At 59.9% G+C, this 17,453-nt stretch carries 17 protein-coding genes (1 of these 17 running past the window's edge); 6 read left to right on the forward strand and 11 right to left on the reverse strand.

The annotated features are described in order from the left end of the window. The 9 genes from J9870_RS14530 to J9870_RS14570 all read right to left on the reverse strand — a co-directional run. Positions 1–2,034 carry the start of a non-ribosomal peptide synthetase gene (locus J9870_RS14530; protein WP_210638718.1) on the reverse strand. Its footprint begins 7,389 nt before the window's first position, so the window shows 2,034 of its 9,423 coding nt (coding positions 1–2,034); the start codon lies at positions 2,032–2,034; its stop codon lies off the left edge, out of view. Positions 2,035–2,484: 450 nt separating this feature from the next. Further along, entirely contained in the window at positions 2,485–3,765 is a 1,281-nt protein-coding gene (locus J9870_RS14535) for a TIGR02270 family protein (RefSeq protein ID WP_210638719.1), read from the reverse strand. A 46-nt stretch (positions 3,766–3,811) separates the two neighbouring features. Then, entirely contained in the window at positions 3,812–4,708 is an 897-nt protein-coding gene (locus tag J9870_RS14540) for a hypothetical protein (RefSeq protein WP_210638720.1), read from the reverse strand. 24 nt (positions 4,709–4,732) lie between these two features. Then, the gene (locus J9870_RS14545) at positions 4,733–5,812 is read right to left on the reverse strand and encodes an HNH/endonuclease VII fold toxin-2 domain-containing protein (protein ID WP_135845496.1); all 1,080 of its coding nucleotides are present in this window, start codon (positions 5,810–5,812) and stop codon (positions 4,733–4,735) included. Beyond that, complete coding sequence (locus J9870_RS14550; protein ID WP_210638721.1) at positions 5,812–6,849, reverse strand: hypothetical protein; 1,038 nt, start codon at positions 6,847–6,849, stop codon at positions 5,812–5,814. Before J9870_RS14550 ends, J9870_RS14545 begins: the two co-directional genes overlap by 1 nt. Continuing rightward, positions 6,846–7,961, reverse strand: a complete 1,116-nt coding sequence (locus J9870_RS14555) for a DUF2169 domain-containing protein (protein WP_210638722.1) — start codon at positions 7,959–7,961, stop codon at positions 6,846–6,848. The genes J9870_RS14550 and J9870_RS14555 overlap by 4 nt, the downstream gene beginning before the upstream one ends. A 14-nt stretch (positions 7,962–7,975) precedes the next feature. Beyond that, positions 7,976–8,434 (reverse strand): DUF6484 domain-containing protein, encoded by a 459-nt coding sequence (locus J9870_RS14560; protein ID WP_210638723.1) that lies wholly within the window; start codon positions 8,432–8,434, stop codon positions 7,976–7,978. A 16-nt stretch (positions 8,435–8,450) separates the two neighbouring features. Next, positions 8,451–10,676 (reverse strand): type VI secretion system tip protein TssI/VgrG, encoded by a 2,226-nt coding sequence (tssI, locus tag J9870_RS14565; RefSeq protein WP_210638724.1) that lies wholly within the window; start codon positions 10,674–10,676, stop codon positions 8,451–8,453. Between the two features lie 300 nt (positions 10,677–10,976). Further along, complete coding sequence (locus J9870_RS14570) at positions 10,977–12,266, reverse strand: HAD hydrolase family protein (RefSeq protein WP_246883002.1); 1,290 nt, start codon at positions 12,264–12,266, stop codon at positions 10,977–10,979. A gap of 51 nt (positions 12,267–12,317) precedes the next feature. On the opposite strand from J9870_RS14570, the gene J9870_RS14575 reads away from it, so the two are divergent. The 5 genes from J9870_RS14575 to J9870_RS14595 all read left to right on the forward strand — a co-directional run bounded on the left by J9870_RS14575 (position 12,318) and on the right by J9870_RS14595 (position 15,225). Continuing rightward, on the forward strand, positions 12,318–12,683 hold the full coding sequence (locus tag J9870_RS14575) for a hypothetical protein (protein WP_246883003.1): 366 nt from the start codon (positions 12,318–12,320) through the stop codon (positions 12,681–12,683). Between the two features lie 213 nt (positions 12,684–12,896). Further along, positions 12,897–13,601, forward strand: a complete 705-nt coding sequence (locus J9870_RS14580) for a phosphoribosyltransferase (RefSeq protein ID WP_210638726.1) — start codon at positions 12,897–12,899, stop codon at positions 13,599–13,601. Beyond that, positions 13,594–14,253, forward strand: a complete 660-nt coding sequence (locus tag J9870_RS14585) for an alpha/beta family hydrolase (protein ID WP_210638727.1) — start codon at positions 13,594–13,596, stop codon at positions 14,251–14,253. Before J9870_RS14580 ends, J9870_RS14585 begins: the two co-directional genes overlap by 8 nt. Positions 14,254–14,342: 89 nt before the next feature. Further along, positions 14,343–14,951 (forward strand): c-type cytochrome, encoded by a 609-nt coding sequence (locus J9870_RS14590; RefSeq protein ID WP_210638728.1) that lies wholly within the window; start codon positions 14,343–14,345, stop codon positions 14,949–14,951. A 106-nt stretch (positions 14,952–15,057) separates the two neighbouring features. After that, positions 15,058–15,225 carry a hypothetical protein gene (locus J9870_RS14595; RefSeq protein WP_210645470.1) on the forward strand — a complete coding sequence of 56 codons (168 nt, stop codon included), beginning with the start codon at positions 15,058–15,060 and terminating at the stop codon, positions 15,223–15,225. A gap of 74 nt (positions 15,226–15,299) precedes the next feature. Here J9870_RS14595 and J9870_RS14600 read toward each other — a convergent pair whose 3' ends face one another. Both J9870_RS14600 and J9870_RS14605 read right to left on the reverse strand, forming a co-directional pair. Further along, a complete protein-coding gene (locus J9870_RS14600; RefSeq protein WP_210638729.1) occupies positions 15,300–16,073 on the reverse strand; it encodes an SDR family oxidoreductase in 774 nt (257 codons plus the stop codon). Next, positions 16,070–16,399 carry a nuclear transport factor 2 family protein gene (locus J9870_RS14605; RefSeq protein WP_210638730.1) on the reverse strand — a complete coding sequence of 110 codons (330 nt, stop codon included), beginning with the start codon at positions 16,397–16,399 and terminating at the stop codon, positions 16,070–16,072. Before J9870_RS14605 ends, J9870_RS14600 begins: the two co-directional genes overlap by 4 nt. Before the next feature lie 81 nt (positions 16,400–16,480). Between J9870_RS14605 and J9870_RS14610 the strand changes: the two genes are divergently transcribed. Next, positions 16,481–17,434 carry a LysR substrate-binding domain-containing protein gene (locus tag J9870_RS14610; protein ID WP_246883004.1) on the forward strand — a complete coding sequence of 318 codons (954 nt, stop codon included), beginning with the start codon at positions 16,481–16,483 and terminating at the stop codon, positions 17,432–17,434. Positions 17,435–17,453 lie beyond the last annotated feature (19 nt).

Genomic DNA, 17,453 nt, shown 5'->3' on the forward strand with positions numbered 1-17,453 from the left:
GCAGCCGCCGTTGAGCAATGCGCCCCAGATTTCCAGGGTGCTGGCATCGAATGCCGGGTTAGCGGCCAGGGCAATCCGGTCTTGAGCGTTGAACTCGGCGAAACCGTTGTTGCGCACCAGTCGGGTAACCGCACGGTGGGGTACTTGCACGCCCTTGGGCGCGCCAGTGGAGCCGGAGGTGTACATGACGTAGGCGACGTCGCCTGCGCTATTCGTCAGTAGACGACTTGGGCCAGCGGTCGAATCTTCGTTCAAGGCCTCGACATCGATGACCTGGACGCCATCCTTCGGCGCTGGGCTGTCACCTGCGCTGAGCAGCCAAGCCGTGCCGCAATCCATCAACACTCGGGCTTGATGGGCGGTCGGGGCGTCTCGATCGATGGGCACATAGGCCGCACCGCGTTTCAAGATCGCCAGGATCGACACGATCAGCGACGCGCCCCGAGCCATGCACACCGCGACCTTGCTGCCGGTTTCGACGCCACTTGTCGCCAGGTGGCGAGCCAACCGTTCGGCGCGCTGATCGAGCTGGCGATAGCTCAGCGAGTGGTCGCCATCCAACACCGCCGTCGCCTCGGGTCGACGCTGTACCTGCGCCTCGAACAACACATGCAGTGGCTCATCGGCGGGGTAGTCACGGGCGGTCGCGTTGAATTTTTCAATGACCTGATGCCGTTCGGTGTCATCGAGCAACGGCCAATCGGCCAGGGCTCGGGTGGGGTCGGCGAGCACCTGCTCGGTCAAGTGTTCGAGCCGCCGCAGGTGCGCGGCGATCTGCTCGGCGTCGAACAGCCGCGGGTCGTAGTTGAACTCCAGGAGCGGTTCGGTTTGGGCCTCGTAGTCCCGCAGGTAGATGGCCAGCGGATAACGCTCGTAGCCGCTGTGCCAGGTGCGCAGCGAGCAACGCGCCGCCCCCAGGTTGACGTCGCCGGGGTACTGTTCGACCGACAGCATCAGTTCAAACAGGTGGCCGGGATGGCCGGCCCGCGCGCGTAGTTCGCGATGCAAGGCTTGCAATGGATAGCGTTGGTGCCGATAGCTGCGCAGGGTCTGGCCGGCGACCTGTTGCACGGTCTGGATAAAGTTGGCTAGAGGATCGACCGCGACCGCCAATGGCAACACCGAAGAAAACATGCCCACGGTACGTTTTTGCAAGGCATTGGCGCGGTTATGCACCGGCAGACCGATGACCAGGCTCTCCCGTTGATCGGTCATCCGGCTGAAGTAAGCGGCCAGTAAGGCGCTCAGACAATGGCTCAGCGTAGCGCCCTGAGCTTTTGCCAACTGGCTCAGAGCATCCAGGCGCCGTGCCCCCAGTGACCAGATCGCCTGGGCGCTGACAACATGAGCGGTTGCATTGGGCTGTGGCTGGTGCTGTACGCTCGGCGACCGGGCGGCCTGGAACAACGGTTCCGGCAGCGCCGCGAACTGCTCCAGCCAGTATTCACGGGCCTTGTCGTAGCGCGACGAGCGCAGGTAATCCTGGTCTCTGGCCGCAAAGGTTCGGTAGCCTTCGGCCAGTTCGGGGTCCAGCACCGGTTGTTCACCACGCAGCAACTGATTGTAGGCCGCACTAACGGCCTGGCCGACCAGGCCCACCGAAGTGCCATCACAGATCAGGTGGTGATACCGGCTGTTCCACAGGGCCTCGGTGGCGGACAACTGGAACCATTCCATGCCCCACAACGGTTGCTCATAAAGTGCGAACGGCGTGCGATTCAGTTGCGTGATAGTGGCCAGGGCCTTGGCGCGTGCCTCGGGCTCGCCGCGCCAGTCATGGTAGGCGAAAGGCGCCTCCAGGTCGGTGGCTACCCGCTGCTGTGCATGCCCGTCGCTTTCGCTGAAGATCAGCCGCAACGCATCGTGTTGGGCGATTACCACCCGCACCGCAGCGGCAAATACCGTAAGGTCCACCGCACCGTGGACCTGCACCGTGACGCCGATGTTGTAGGAGGGAATATCGGGCGATAACAACTGGTCGAGCCAGACGGATTGCTGCGTGGAGCTTAACGAAAAGCATCGCGGTTCGATCATGACACGTCCATGTAATGTGAGGGCTGGTGCAAGCTGGTTCCATGAGACTGGAGCCGGCAGTCGCTCGCGGCACATTTCCTTGCCAGAGGAGCGTCAGGAAGGACTGTTTGTTGATGCGACGTCCTATGACTGCTCCGGTTTTTGCCGCGCGCTTAGGCTAGGACGCTATGACTGAGCGGTCAACCGTTGAAAAACGGTAGACGAAGAGAGATGTGATGTCCGATGCGGCCAGCGCTAAAGACTCAAAGCCCACGGGCTCAAAGGCCCGGAAGACGCGCGCATTCCCTGGAAGATCGCTGTTTTAGCGACCGAAACGTAGGATAATTATTTGGTACATCTCCTACATTTTGTGTGCTGCTTCACCAAAAATCGTTGTTACCCTGCCGCGCCTCAGGCCACACACCCGGGAATCGCAGCCGATCGGGATCACAAACGCCCGCCGGTACAGGATTACCTGGATGGCTTCGTGCCGCTGGTGTTCGATGCGGCGTTGACCGCTGCCAACCACCTCTTTTGCCGCCAGGCCGGCGCGCTAGTGGGAAACAGCACTTCGTTTGGCCGATAGCGCGCGAGGCCGCAGGCGGCGGCGATGCGCTGGCGTTGCTGGCCGTGGACAAGGGCTTGCTGAAAACTGTGTTCGCTATGGGCCAAACCCAGCATATAACGCGTACCCACCTGGAATTGTCCGCCGTTGGCTTGCCACCATTTTTCGATTGCCTGCGGGTCGGGCCAGGGCAGGTTCTCATCGGGGTCCATCGCGACATTGGGATCTTCAGGGTTGTCGTTCGGGCCCGCATCGAAATCCGGCAGGGCCTGCAGTTCCAGATCAAGCAACGCCAGGTCAGCGCCAGTGATCAGGCTGAAGGCTTCGCCGGCGACCCGGGCAAAGGGCAGGTCGCTCATCTGTTGGATCAACCAGGGCACGCAGACCGGATCGCCCAGCAGCCCAAGGGCCTCGATGCCTATGCGCCGATCCCGGGGATCCTGTACCCACTGGCGTATCCAGGCGATGCTGGGCTCGCGTTCCTGCCAGGCCAGCAGCACACAGAGCGCGCGGTATTGAAATTCGCCCGGTTGCTCGGCGAATGAGCGCAGAGGCTCCAAGGCCTGCTGATCGCCCATTTGGGTGGTGGCCCAGTTGGCCCAGAAGCGCGTGGCGGCGTCTTCATGCTGGCGGTGGGCACGAATCACCGGCAGCAGGTCACGCCGGCGCAGTTCGCCAGCCGTGCGCGCGGCACGCGCCAGCACGCTGGGGTCGGCATCGGAAAGTCCGGCCAGCAGGGCGGGGCCGGGGTCGTGGCGATGCATGCCGCAGGCGGCGAGGCCGAGGCGGCGGAACAGGGGCTCGGGGGAGGCGAGCAGGCGGTCGAGCCAGGGTTCGACCCGCAGCCAATCCAGCCAACCCAGGGCCGCAGCCATATAGCGCTCGCTGTCTACGTGGGCGCGCATATGTCCAGCCAGGGTGGCCATGGCTACGACATGGCCGGTTTCGAACGCTAGCACCGTAGCGGCAAATACCTCCCCCTGCGCGGTGGGAGTCAGTTGTTGCAGCAGCACCTCCAGTCCGGGCAAACCTGCGATGTGTAGGCCATCCAGATGGGCTTCGATGCGATTGTCCAGGGTGGCCAGGTGGACGAGGTCGTAGTGGGGCGCCCGAACGGCGTAGTCGCGCAAGATCGCGAGGAAGGCTACCTCTTCGGCGTGTTGATCAATCACAATCGACGACATCATAAGGAGCCTATCGGGGAAGGCCCATCGCTCAACGCCAGACAATTGCTCAAACGATCCTCGTCCATGCAATTCCATCGAAAGACATAAGATCGAACTCACCATTCGACCACATGACGCCATCGTCGGCGCTCAACTGGTAACAGGACGCTGGAGGATCATCACCGAAGTTCACAGGCTCTAATTGCGATTGTTTCAACCGATAGACATTGGACAGGGTAGAGATGTAAAGAGCATCGATAAACCATTCCAAATCCCAGATATTATCGGAGACTACCGCTTGATCGATGACGCTCCACATATCCTTGCGCCCTTGCAACAGCACACCGCGATGGCCCGCTATGTATACCGTTCCATCAGGTGCGCACTTGACCGATGTGAGAGTCACCGATGTTGGCGATTCGCAAGGGTGCCAATGATGACCATCGAATAGCCATATCGCGCCATCCCGGCCAACCGCATAGATTTCTGTATTTGAGAAACCATGAATCGCCTGCGCGTTGAAGTTTTCCGGTAAGCCATCATCGATCCGTATCCAGCGTTTAGGACCGTCAAAGCGGTACACCATACCTCTTAGGCCGACCGCAAAGGCTTGTCCGTTGATCGCCGCCACGCCGCGAATGCCGCCCGTTCTTGGCGCTTGAGGAGCAGGTGTGCTGTCGTCGAATATGTCACCGGTAGTGGTACCGCTTGCCATGATGGCTGAGTAATAGCCGGCGCCAGAGATGGCAATGAGTCCGAGTTCAGGCTGAGAAACAACGGCTAACGAATGGGCATCATAGTTGGCCTCGCCTCTGATAAAAGTGCCGTCCTTGTATTTGAACGTGATGGCGTGTGGAATCTCATCGGCTTCTTTTTTAGGGTCTGCGGCATAGATATAACCAAGGCCCGGTAGGCGTACTACCGCAGTGCGCATGATGAGGCCTTTCAACGGTGTGTCAGGCATGTGGAGTCTCCTTGAAAATAGATGTCATAGGGTGGTCGTATCCGAGGGTTCTGGAACGCGTCCGGCCGTTGATGGACGGATTTGGTCCGTCGGACCAATATTCATCTGTTGATGACCTGCTCGCACTTGGCTTTGCGTGCAGGCCTTATCGCACTTACTGCCACCTTTTTGGGCGGCCTGCGCTCCGACCGCTTCGGCTTCGGCAACACTCCAGCGAGCATTTGGATCAATGGTCTTGCCGGTGACATGCGGCGCAACGGCCGGATGATTCACCGTGAGGAGGTTCGTCTCTTCATGAATGTCACCGTGGGTCCCGGTGGAGTGACTATGGCCATCCTCACAAATGCACGGTGCCTTGTCGGGGTCGTACTTATTGGCGCCTTGCGCATCGAGCAGGAGCGCCTGACCACCTTTTCCCCTCTCCTTGAATTGTGATTTAGGCACTACATGGTGGGGTGTTTTCCCGTCACAGCAGTTCGAGGGTGCATAGGGTGTAAGCACGCACTCCACTGCCTTTTTGCATTTTGGATCGCCGCACAAGGCCGCTGATGCGCCGGCCCGATTGACCGCACCTGTCGAGTAGGTGTTTGCATCGACATGGCGTTGGCAATCGTTATCTTTCAATCCCTTTACTACGTTGTGACAGGGATGGGAGCTGTTGGCCGCCGCCACCGTGTCAAGATAGGGCCAAGTTGGACTATTACCCGGCTGCGACGCATGGTTATGGGTCGTCAGGTCCATGTTCCTGACTACATTTTCTCCCTCGAACTTCACATCCATCGACCATGCAGTGAAGTACACCTTTCCCTTAATCTTGCTGGTAACTATCCCTTTCTTCGGTGCGTTTCCGGCTTCATCCCCTGTGCTGGTCTTGAAGTAGCTCTTGTTCTTGAGCATGACCTCCTTGCCACTGATTTTTACCGTCCGGGATCCATTGATGGTGTCCTTCGCCATGCCGGTATTGGGGTAGGGAATCGGCACCCCCAGAGGGGTGGGCGGGGCCTGGGGTGGGGTGAAACAGACATCCGGGAACGCAGCAATGGACTTGCCATCCGCCGCTTTGCAGGAGATCTCCATACTGTTGGCAAAGACTTCGTTGGCCATTACGCAGCCCTCACAATCTGGTAACTGAGCAATGCGACGGCGCGTTCGCCAGCGTCGTTGCCGAGGTGGCAGAAGATATTCGGTCCTTCGCCATAGCCCTTGCGACTGGCAGCCAGGGCCACGGCGAGCATGGCCGGGCCGATGGCGGCGCCGACTTCGCCAATGCAGTCGGCCGGGTGCCAGAGATGGAAGAACTCCTTGCGCACACGCAGGGTTCGGCTGAGGGCCAGGGAGGCTTCCTTGAAGTAGTACTGCTCGCCGGAGATGTCGGTGAGCCGATAATCCATCTGCTCCAACCCACAGCCGGCTTCGCTCAGGGCTGCGCGTACAGCTTGAGTCAGGCCTTCGGCGCGCAGGGGAATGTCTTCGGCCTCCACCGTGGCCTTCTCCATGCCGAACCCCAGGCCGACGCAGGCCAGTTGCGGCTCTTCACGGGCGACGGGGGCCGCCAGCACCACGGCGGCGGCGCCTTCGCCGGGGATAAAGCCGTTGGAGTTCTGGCTGGTGAGCAGGCGCTCGCGTTCTTCGAAGGCGGCCAACGTCGATGCGTTCAGGAAAGAGTCGACGCCGGCAATCAGTACGTGGCGATGGCCGCTCTGGTAGATCAGCGTGCGCGCATTCAGCAGGGCCACGGCGGCGCTGACCCGACCACGAGCGATGATGTAAGAGTCCGGATGAAAACGCAGGCCCAGTTCGGTTTCGATAGCCTGCAGCAACCCCTTGTCGAGACCGGCGAGGCGGCCGGGGCGCTCGACCTCCGCCAACCCCAGCAGCAACGGGGTCTTTTCCGGGTCGACCCCAAGGGTGCTCTGTAACGCCTCGGCGATGGCGCGAGAGGCCATCTTGATCAGCTTGGTGCGGCCGCGCCAGGGCTGCTCCAGAGGTACGCTGGCGGCCATCAGCCATTCGCCACCCTGGTCGATGAAACGGGTTTCCTGGAAATTGTCGATGGCACAACGGATCGCCGCGCAGCTCGCGGGTGCACTGAGGCCAACGGCGCTGACCATGCCGGAGCCGATGATGCAAAGTGCGGTCATCCGTCCATCTCCTCGGGGGCGCGCCTGGCTTTTACCAGGGAGGAGAGCGACGGGTAGTAATCCTTGCCCAGTTCACGGGCGCGCCACCAACCCGTGGACATTGTGCCAACCAGCACCTGGGCGATCTCGAACAGGTTGCGCCGCAGGGGACGGGAAACACGCCAGGTCAGTTGCACCTGGCGCGCGTCTGTGTCGATCAGCAGGGTGTCGATTACCGCCTGCACAGTCTCATGACCACCTTTTTTCAAGAAGAACGTCACCGGCACCTCTATTTCAGGGATGCGAAAGCCCGCGCGCTCTTGGGGCGTAAGGTTGAGCAGTAGCACGTCCTCGCCGCCACGCAGGTAAGGAATCTGCTGATCGTCAGGGGCTGCCTGGAAGTAGCGACGGTCGAAATCTTGCGGAAGAAACGGAAAGCAGTCGGCCAACCAGGCCTCGTCGTAGGTACCGGCGAAGCGGGCGCGTTGCGGCCAGCTGCGGCCGATGGGGCCGAGGGCCATCGGGCGGAAGTCGCAAGAGGGGCTGTCGATCGGCTTGCCCAGTTCTTCCGTATTCGGCATTGGCTTATAAGCGACTTCAGCACTGTCGATGCTGCCTGGAAACCAACCGCAACCGCTTGGATTGTCCGGGTAGCAATGACGCATATCCGGATTCTTGGCCATGGGATGAGAGCCTCCGTAGGCCTGGGCATAGGAGATGTCCTGCTGGGTAAAGGGTTGCGGTAAACCGGGAGATACCCCCAATAGGCCCGGTAGCCATTGTCGGGGGCCGAGGACGGAAAAGGCTTTGCTCATCTGCCCGACGCGAATGCCCGCGGCCAGTTGCGTCACGGGCCGCCCGCCTGGGGCATAGGCCTTGCCGCGTACCAGCACATCGCAGAATGGCTTGACCGGGGCGAAGTCCATTTCCTGCAGCGGGGCGCTGAGACCCGGCTCGCCGAGGAAGGTGTCGGCCATCAGTAGCGGTTGCTGGGTACCGGCGAGGGTCGCCGCGCGGCCGTCCAAGGGTAGATTGAAAGTACCTTTGGCTATCACTACCAGGGACTCGCGGCCATCGGGATCCATGCCTTGGGTATAGGCAGCAAGCAGTTTGCTGGCGTTGAGCAATTCCATAGGCGACTACCTTCCTAGTTGATCTGCACCGAACCGCCCTTGATGCGGTTGACCCCGCTGGAGCGGCTGGAGAGGTAGGTGCCCCGGATAATCACTTTGCCCGCGCGGGTCAGGGTGATGCTGGCCTTGCCGCAGCGCAGGACGATTTCCCGCTCGGCGGTGAACTCCAGGCGCTCGCCGTCCAAGTGGGCGACCGCTGGTGCCGCGGCGTCCGGCAGACGCTGGATACGACCGATAACCAGCGGCCGAGTCAGGTCGCCCGCCTCGAACATCAGTGCGACCTGGACGCCGATGTCCTCGCGGCTGAGCGGTGTGGTCGTGCGCGCGGCAAGGCCCGTATCAGTAGGGCAGCCTGGGAAGGCCACCACTGGGGCATCCGCCTTGGGCACATCCAGCAGCACTCCAATCACAACGCCGTCCACCCGTGCGGACGTGGAATCGGAGGCGGAGGGGACGTGGTATTCAACGGTCATGACGCACGCTCCACGGCTAGTTCTGCAGAATTTTCTGGCCTTTGACGACAACGTTCCTGTTGGCCTTGATGTTGATGGCGCCGGAGCCGTCGATGGTGATGTTCTTGCCGCTGATCATGATGGTGCCGTCCTTCTTCATGGTGATGCTGGCCGCGCCCGTGGTCAGGCTGATGGAGTCGCCGGCGGTCAGGGAAAAGTGCTTGCCAACGTCCAGGCTATCGTTCTGCTTGATGCTAGTGCTGCGGTTCTGGGCAACGTCGCGGGATTCGTTCTGGCCGATCTGGGTGCTTTGGTTGCCGTTGATCTCGATGCCTTCGTTGCCCTGGACCGTTTCGTTACGGTTGCCGCCGATACCAATGGTCTCGTTGCCACCCACGTCCTCGGTGCGGTTGCTGGCGATGCTGATTTTCTCGTTGGCGCCGACCTTTTCCGTGCGATCGGCGCCGATGGTGATGGTCTCGTTGCTGCCCACGCTTTCGGTGCGATTGGCGCCAATGGTGATTTTCTCGTTGCTGCCGACATCCTCGGTACGGTTCACGCCAATGGAGATGGTTTCGTTGTTGCCGACCTTTTCCTTGCGGTCCACACCGATGGTGATGGTTTCGTTGTTATCGACGGTTTCGGTGCGGTCGTGTTTGACGTGCACGGTTTCGTCGTTGTCGATGGTCTTGCTGCGGTCATGGCCGACCCAGTGGGTCTCGTCGTTCTCGACCTCGATGTCCTGGTTCTTCTCGGCGTGGATAAACAGTTGCTCCGCACCTTTCTTGTCCTCCATGCGGATTTCATTGAAGTTGGCCGGTGAGCCGCCCTTGCTTGAACGGCTTTTCACCCCGCTCTGGGTGGCGTTGGCCGGCAGCGCATAGGGCACGGTCTGTTCAGCGTTGTAGACGCGGCCGGTGATGATCGGCCGATCCGGGTCGCCTTCAAGGAAACTGACGATCACTTCCTGACCGATCCGCGGGAGCTGCACTGCCCCCCAGTTCTTGCCGGCCCAGGCCTGGGACACACGAATCCAGCAGGAGCTGTTTTCGTTGGATTGGTCGTGGCGATCCCAATGAAAATGCACTTTGACCCGGCCATACTGGTCGGTCCAGATTTCCTCGCCATTGGGCCCGACCACCACGGCCGTCTGCGGCCCACGGACAATGGGCATGGGGGTCAAGGGGAGGGGGCGGAAGGTTTGGTTGGCATCCATGCAATCGAGTTCGCTAACGAATTGTTCGGCCTGGTCCATCTGCCCACTTTCATAAGCGTCCTGACGGATCTGATAGCGGGCGACCACCACCAGGTATTCGCGATTCTGGTCCGCACGGTCGTAGCCCGTCAGCGTGAACACATGGCCGCAGCCCAGCCCGCGAGCGCGACCGCGCAACTGCACGCGCTCGAACTGGCTGTGAATGGCTTCGATGCGGGTACGCGCGTAGTGCTCGCCATCGTTGCTCTGTACGTACTCACCGGGATAGTCGTAGAGCGGGTGGTCGCCGTTGCTGTGGTTGCGCGGCATACTGGAGCGCACCTCAAGGCTGGCGCGTGGGCGCAGGAAGTCATAGTCGTTCAGCGCCAGCGAACCGGGTTGTACTTCCCGGGCCAGTTGCCAATCGTAGAAATGATCGCGCTCGCGCATTTGTCGATCGGGTGGATAGAAGGGTACTGATTCATAGTTCGCCGCCGTGGTATGAGCGCCATAGGCGTCGGCCAACACCAGTACATGCCGCGACTTTTCATGGCGAAAGTAGTAATAGATGCCTTCCTGCTCCATCAGCCGACTGACGAAATCGAAACTGGTTTCACGGTACTGCACGCAATATTCCCACTCGCGGTAGCTGTCGCTGAGGCTGTCTTCGAAATCGGAAAAGCCAAGGTCGCGGAACACCTGCTTGATGATGTCCGGCACTGTCTTGTTCTGGAAAATCCGACAGTCCGAGGTGCGCGTGAGCAGCCAGAACCAGGGCCGCAAACTGACGCGGTAACCGGCGAACTGGCCGTGGCCGGTCAGTTGTCGGCAACTGCAGACAATGCCATGGAAGTAGCGTTTACCGCCGTCGTACAGCTCCAGGGTCAGGCCCATCGGCTTGCCCAGTAACTGGTCGAAGGTGATTGCCCGGTCTTCGGAGGTGAGGTCCAACTCGTAGTGGAACAACCTGCCCAGCTCTTCGCTGCCATCCATGCTCTGCAGCAGCAGGACATCGCCACCGAGCGGACTGTCGACCTGCACCCAACGGTTGTTTTGCGTGATTGCCATAAACGGCTTCCTGTGGCTCGTATTCGGGCGTCAGTCAGCCGTAAGGAAGGCGACGCCAGGATCGTCGCCACAAGAAGGGTCAGGGGAAATCGAGTCCACCAATTGCTGCATATCCACCACGCAGGTGATCTCCCTATCGGCCTGGCAATCCTCTCTGTTCAACCGGAACCTGAGAGGTTTCAAGATTTGAAGATAGGTGAGCTAAGGTCGTTCATTTAGTTTCTTTAGCTATTTAGTCAATTCCAATAGGGCATAAAGGATATCGCCGACTAGAGTTGCAAAGCAGACGACGCGCAGTGCTTAGAGGTGATAGCGCGATTGGACAAGACGTGCGATCCGCTCCAACGCATCCTTAGGTGCCAAAGTGGTGTCTGCCTCAATAAGGCGTGCCTTGTTGGCAAGCACATCGTCCCGGATCACTTGCCGGAACCCGTTGGAAAAGTCCCCGGCATCCATGTGCTTGCGAAGCGCCGGGTCGTCAAGCTGCGTGGACAAGGACAGAAACTCATTAAGGTTCGCGGCGCTTTCGCCCAGCGCAGGAAAGTGGAATGAATGCCATGCACCGACATCCCCCGCGACGTACTTGCCGCTGTGGCGATGGTGCTTTTGAATGGGCTGGACCTGATCGAGCAGCACCACCTCTTCGCCCTCGCGAAGGTTCCAGAGGCAGGCATGTTCCAGGCTCGGTGAGCGCTCCGGAAACTCGGGACTGCGGCGCTGTAGACGCTTGGCGAACTGCTCGATCAATTCCCGGGCGGTGCTGCCGAGTGTCACCAGCACGTCCACCTCCTCGAGAAGGGCCGGGCATACCTGGTCGAAGTCGAGGGCAACGACGATTGCGCCAATGTCCCCGAGGAAACCGGGGGGCCAATCAGCGCAGTGGGGGAGCATGTAATGAGCCTCGTCCACGATCAGCCAGTAGGGGCGACCTGAAACGTTGCGTAGGTGCTGGATAAAAGGCAGCAGTTCGCCAAACAGTCGTACCCGTGCCGCCGGATCGAGGGCAAGGGCGCTCACCACCACATTGAGCTGCGCCTGCAAAAGGTGATGCACCGATTCTTCTGTGGTCGGAGGAGCGCTCAGGGCCCCCACCGTGACCGCATCGTCCAGGGTCAAGTAGTCACCCTCTGGATCAATGATGCAAAAATCCTGGTGAGCCTGGACCATGCGTTCTGTCAGCCAGGTGATGTAGCTGGATTTGCCAGAACCTGAATTTCCAACAATCAACATCACCGATTCTGGGGCGAGCCATACCTTGCGTGCATGGGTGTCCTGGCCTAACTGGATTCCGATGCGCTCGACGGAAACCAGAGCGGCGTCTTTCTCCAGCAGCATATCCACCAGTTCGCAGACCCCTCGGCCATGATCATGACTGAGGCACAGATCCACACTGGCCTTTATCGACGCAATGGCATTACTCACTGCCGCGGAACAACCGCAGATCGATAGAAAGGCGTGGTCGTTTTCTGCATCACCCACGCCCACCACATTCAGCGCGCAAATACCCAGTTGCCGTAAGGCAGCATCAAGGCCCGACGCTTTGTTCACACAAGGTGGCAACACCATGATCGCATCCTTGTCGAACGTCATCTGCAGCTCAAGGCCGAGCTCGCGACAGCCGCCGTCACGACCATGTGCCTGGTGTTTGTCGCAGCAAGCCTGGCGCTGGCGATCATCATCCTCGACAGCGCCACATTGGGGGTGCTGGTACGCGCCCTGGGGGAGTCGGCACCGCCGTTGGGGCTTAGCGCCTGGTATGAAAATCGTGCCAGCGGCGCGGTGGAACAGTTACGCAGCAAGATAGCCTTGCGGGCCATGGTACGCCGGGAGGACCGGGTCGTTGAGGTTGGCGCCGATGAAGTGGTGCCCGGTGACGTCATGCTACTCAGTGCGGGTAGCCTGATCGCCGCTGACGGCCGGATACTTCGGGCATTGGATTGCTTCATCAGCGAAAGCCTGTTGACCGGCGAAACCTTCCCGGTGGAGAAGCTACCCGGCGACGCATAGCGCCATGCGGATTGAACGCCTGCCGCTGTCCAGGCACCCAGCGACTTGAACGGCGTCGCGCACAGAGTTGATATAAATCAACGCCAAGAAGAGGCCATCAGAGCACGCTAAATCAACGTTGAGGCCCGATCCGGCGGAGTTTGCGACATTCAGTCAGGCCGGTGACAACCAAGGGTAACGAAACGACAGGCCCAATCGCCTGGGGAGGCTTTCATGACACAGAGTCCCTCATTGCAAACCACCTTGCAGGACCGGGTTGCGGCAGGTCGAGGGCTGGTTGAGCCTTTGCTCAAATATGCAAATCGAACTGATGTTATCGTTCTGGCTTTGCCACGTGGTGGCGTTCCAGTGGCCTATGAAGTGGCCACGGCCTTGCAGGTTCGCCTGGACCTGATGCTGGTACGCAAGCTTGGCGTTCCGTCCCATGAAGAGTTTGCAATGGGCGCCATTGCCAGTGGCGGCATTCAGATACTCAATGAAGACGCACTGCGGTCTCATCCGATTGATCGAGCCAGTTTTGATGCCGTGCTCGCGCGGGAGACCCGGGAGTTGCTGCGCCGTGAGCAAGCGTATCGGGGAAACCGCCCACCGGTGCAACTCAAGGACCAAGTGGTGATCCTGATCGACGATGGCCTGGCGACAGGAGCCTCGATGATGGCGGCAGTACACGCGACGAGAAGACACGCGCCTGCTCGCATCGTCGTCGCCGTACCGGTTGCGCCACTTGAAACGGTCGAAGCGCTGCGCAGCGAAGTCGATGAAGTGATCTGCTCGATCATCCCCGAGTGGATGATCTCGATCGGCTATTGGTACTTGAATTTTGCCCAGACATCGGATGAAGAGGTCATTCAATTGCTGCAACGCGCCTGGCATCGAGAGTCTGCCAGCGCCCCCCCTGAAGGGGATGGTGATGTTTAAACTTCAATCCCGGCAGTTGGACTTGAATGATGTTGAGTTGACTGCCGATGTGCGGCTGCCACCGGGCGCCAGCGCGCTGGTGGTCTTCGTGCACGGTAGCGGTAGCGGTCGATCGAGCCCGCGTAATCGATATGTCGCAGAGTCGTTAGCCACGCGAGGCTTGGGGTCGCTGTTGTTTGACCTGCTCACGGTTTCCGAACAACGCCTGGATAACCTGACCGGGGAGCTACGTTTCAATATACCCCTGCTTGCCAAGCGACTGGTCGGGGTGATCGACTGGATTGGTCATGACTCAGCATTGCGATCACTGCGTATCGGCCTGTTCGGTGCGAGCACCGGGGCCGCCGCCGCGCTGTTGGCGGCGGTCGAGCGAGCGGATGCCGTGCACGCGGTGGTCAGTCGGGGAGGGCGGACCGACCTGGCCGGGCCGGCACTGTCCCAAGTAAGGGCGCCCACGTTGCAGATCGTCGGCGCACAGGACCCCTTGGTGGTCAGGCTCAATCGCCAAAGCAGTCAAGCACTGCGCTGTGTCCAGCGCCTGGATATCGTGCCTGGCGCGACACATCTTTTTGAAGAACCCGGAGCCCTTGAGGAGGTCGCCAGGCTGGCGGGCGACTGGTTTGCAGAACATCTGTCCATGGAATCCTCATGACGCCCCTCAGGCCAGACGGAAAGCTTCATCCTTGGTCAGCCAGTTGTGATCCGATGTGGTTGGTCATCTGAACGTCAGGGGCACAAACCATGGAAACATACCGAGCAAATCGTATTCTTGCCCTCTGCCTGACTGCGCTCGTGGGCTGTACCAGTACGAACGAAGAGACGGCGCAAGAATCGCCGCCCATCTCAGGTATCGCCATGGCGGATCAGGTTTGCTCCTTGTGCCACGGCCTGACGGGTGAGTCCGTGTCGCCGATGTTTCCCAAGTTGGCTGGCCAGCAAAAAGAGTATCTTCAACTGCAACTCAAGGACTTTAAAAGCCATTTCCGTAGTGATAAAGCCGGGGCTCAGTACATGCGCGGATTCACTCATTTGACTGAGACCCAGATCACCGAACTGGCTGACTATTTTGCCAGTCAGCGTCCGATGCAGGCCGACACCGATGTGCTTGATGCGCGCGGTGAATCGATCTATCGCGAGGGTATCCGCGAGTCCGGCGTCGCCCGATGCAGTTCATGCCACGGTGCTGACGGCCAGGGCGAAGGCCGGATGCCCCGGGTGGCGGGGCAACACGCGGACTATGTGATTCACCAGATCAATGTGCTTCAAAAAACAGCCCAACACGCACTGTCTGATGCAGACGCCGTAGCTGTTGCACGTTACTTGGCGGGACTTGGAGGCCAGAAACAATGACCATCGAGTATCCGTTGGGAAGCCCGACGCCCTGACCTTATCTGAATCGACAGCAAATCCTCTTGGCTGGACGATTTCATGAACAAACGCCTTGAGGTCCGACCCCATGAACATTGACCAAGCGATCTACGGCCGTCGTTCGACGCGCGAATACACGACAGCAGCCGTTGATTCCGCTGATCAGATCCAGCACCAGTTGATTCGCCTGGACACGCTTGTGCGATTGCACTTTGACCAGGAGGAGGAGCTGTTTCGGTATCTGGATTGGCGCTAGCCGCTGGCGTCATGAGCGATGAATTTGTTGCCTGAAGGCGGGGGCGGACAACCGAAGCCGCCCCTCATCTTTTATCAAGCCGTCGGAATGGTGCCGCCATCAATGACAAATTCGCTGCCCGTGATGGATGCCGCGCGAGGCGAAGCCAGGAAGGCAATAAGGTTCGCCACTTCTGCAGGTTTTGAGGGCCGGCCGAGTGGAATACCGCCTAACGCTTTCATGATCAGCTGCTTGCCGCCTTCGTAGTCGGTACCTGCTTCTTTCGCCAGACGCTCGGCGAAGGCGACTGACGCCTCGGTTTCAACCCACCCCGGCGATACCCGGACAACACGCACGCCTTTTGGCGAGACCTCCTTCGACAGGCTTTTGCTGTAGGTCGAGAGCGCAGCCTTGGCAGCCGCGTAAGCGGTCGTTGCTTCGGGCAGAGGCAGCCGGCTCTGAATGGAAGTCACGTGGATGATGACGCCCTGGTTTCGTTCGAGCATGCCCGGCAACAACGCGCGGTCGATGCGCACGGCCGGAAACAGGTTCAGATCGAGCTCGCGTTGCCAGTGTTCCTCATCCAGTGCAGCAAAGCCGCCACCCGGTGCCGATGAGCCACCCAGTACGTGGATGATGACGTCGACGTCTCCCAATATTCGCTTGGTTGCAGCGACCAAGATCTCACAACCCTCCCGTGTCGACAGGTCGGCCGGGACGCACACGTCTGGCGGCATCTCCATGTTTGCCTGGCGAGCGCAGGTCAGCACTCTTGCGCCTTCGTCGAGCAGCAGTTCAACAACCGCTTTACCGACGCCTTTGGTGCCGCCGGTGACCAGAACGCGCTTGCCTTTCAAATCAAGGTTCATGGCGCAATCTCCAGCGAGCTGATCCGCCCATCCGCCAATGTGAACACGTGGTTCAACCTGACTGGGCTGCCTGGAAAATCTCCGGTCACGCGAGCTGTGACGGTCAACGTGCCCGCACCCTGGATAACCTCGACTGGCTCGACTTGGAACGCGAAGGCTTGCTGTGTCTCGCGCAACCAGGCCTCGATCGCATCGATTCCCTCGTGTGTTCGGTTTTCATCGAATACGCTGGCGTTAGTGCTGAAACACGTCGCCAGGCGTGATGCATCGCCGCCATTACTGATGTCGAAGTACTGCTCAACGACACTGGGAAGTTTGAGTTTCATAAGCGGATCCTTCGGGCAGTGAATTGATTACAGCGTGATCTTGCCGCTCACCGGATAGTTTGCTCAACTGACATAAACTTAATGGCCAATCCCGATAAACAGGACAATCAAATGCCGGATCTTCGTGTAGGGCTCAATGAGTTGGAGGCGGTAACGGCCGTGGCGCGCCGGGCCTCGTTTCGACAAGCCGCTATCGACCTGAGTGTTTCCACGACTGCATTGAGCAATACCATTGCCAAGGTTGAGTCGAATCTTGAAACGCGGCTCTTCAATCGCACCACACGCAGTGTGTCTCTTACCGAGGCCGGCAGGATGTACATGGAGCAAGTCGGGCCAGCGCTACAGGATGTTCGCGCGGCGCTCGAGGCGGTGCGCTCTCACAATGTCGGGCCTTCGGGAGTCTTGCGCATCAATGCATTCGCGAGTGCCGCTCGCTCTACTCTGATGCCGCTGATGCTGGAGTTTTCGCGGCGCTACCCAAAGGTGCATATCGACCTGGTTACCGAAGGACGCCTCGTGGACATTGTCGATGGCGGATTCGACCTCGGGGTGCGGTCTATCAACCTGGTGCCCAGCGACATGATTGTCATCCCGCTGGGCCGGCCGCAACGTTACGCCATCGTGGGCTCGCCAGCGTACTTTGAGGTGCACGGCCGACCTCGGGCTCCAACCGATCTACTTACACATCACTGCCTACGGGTCCGCCTACCCAACGGCGCCATTTTTCCGTGGTATCTGGAGCGCGACGGGGAGGTCATCAGGTTGGATGTGAACGGGCAATTCACTCTGGACGAGTCCGGTATCGCCAAGGCTGTAGTCGGGACAGGCGTGGCCCTCGGCTTTTTCATGGAGCAGGACGTTCAAGCCGAGATCGAGACCGGAGAGTTTGAGCGGGTATTGGAAGATTGGACGCCGGCACGAGAAAACTTGTGCCTGTATTACCCGAACCGGCGCAACCCTTCGGCAGCGCTCAAGGCGTTTATCGATTTGGCCCGCGCCAACATTCAACCATTGGCAGCAGGAAGCGGCCCTTAGCGGGTGACTGGCGCGGACG

This window comes from Pseudomonas sp. Tri1 (assembly GCF_017968885.1).
Taxonomy (GTDB): domain Bacteria; phylum Pseudomonadota; class Gammaproteobacteria; order Pseudomonadales; family Pseudomonadaceae; genus Aquipseudomonas.